At 66.8% G+C, this 307-nt stretch carries 1 protein-coding gene; it reads left to right on the top strand.

Annotated elements, in window-relative coordinates; all coding sequences use genetic code 11:
- The coding region (locus EN845_RS34590; RefSeq protein WP_189587451.1) for a benzoate/H(+) symporter BenE family transporter at window positions 1-307 on the top strand (307 nt) is incomplete at both ends.

The following is a 307-nucleotide window of genomic DNA, read 5'->3' as shown; positions in this document are numbered from 1 at the left end:
GCGAGCATCGCGGCTGCCACCGGCATCGGGATGCTCGCCGGTGTCATCTTCCGCTTCGTCGTCGCGGTCTTCGACGAGATGCGGCTCTCGCCCGGGCTCGTCCTGCCGCTGCTCGCCGTCTTCCTGTTGGCGCGCCTGTTCAATCCCTTCCTCGGCGTCATCGCTGCGCTCGTCGCCGGTATCGCGATCAGCTTCGTTGGCGGCCTCGCCCATTGGCCTGCCGGAGCAATGACGCTGAGCGGCCTCGAATTCGTCACGCCGCGCTTCGATATTGCCGCCATGCTCGGAATCGGCGTCCCGCTCTATC

The organism is Mesorhizobium sp. M8A.F.Ca.ET.202.01.1.1, assembly GCF_004791595.1.
Lineage (GTDB): Bacteria > Pseudomonadota > Alphaproteobacteria > Rhizobiales > Rhizobiaceae > Mesorhizobium.
This window is presented reverse-complemented; position numbering and strand designations above follow the sequence as displayed.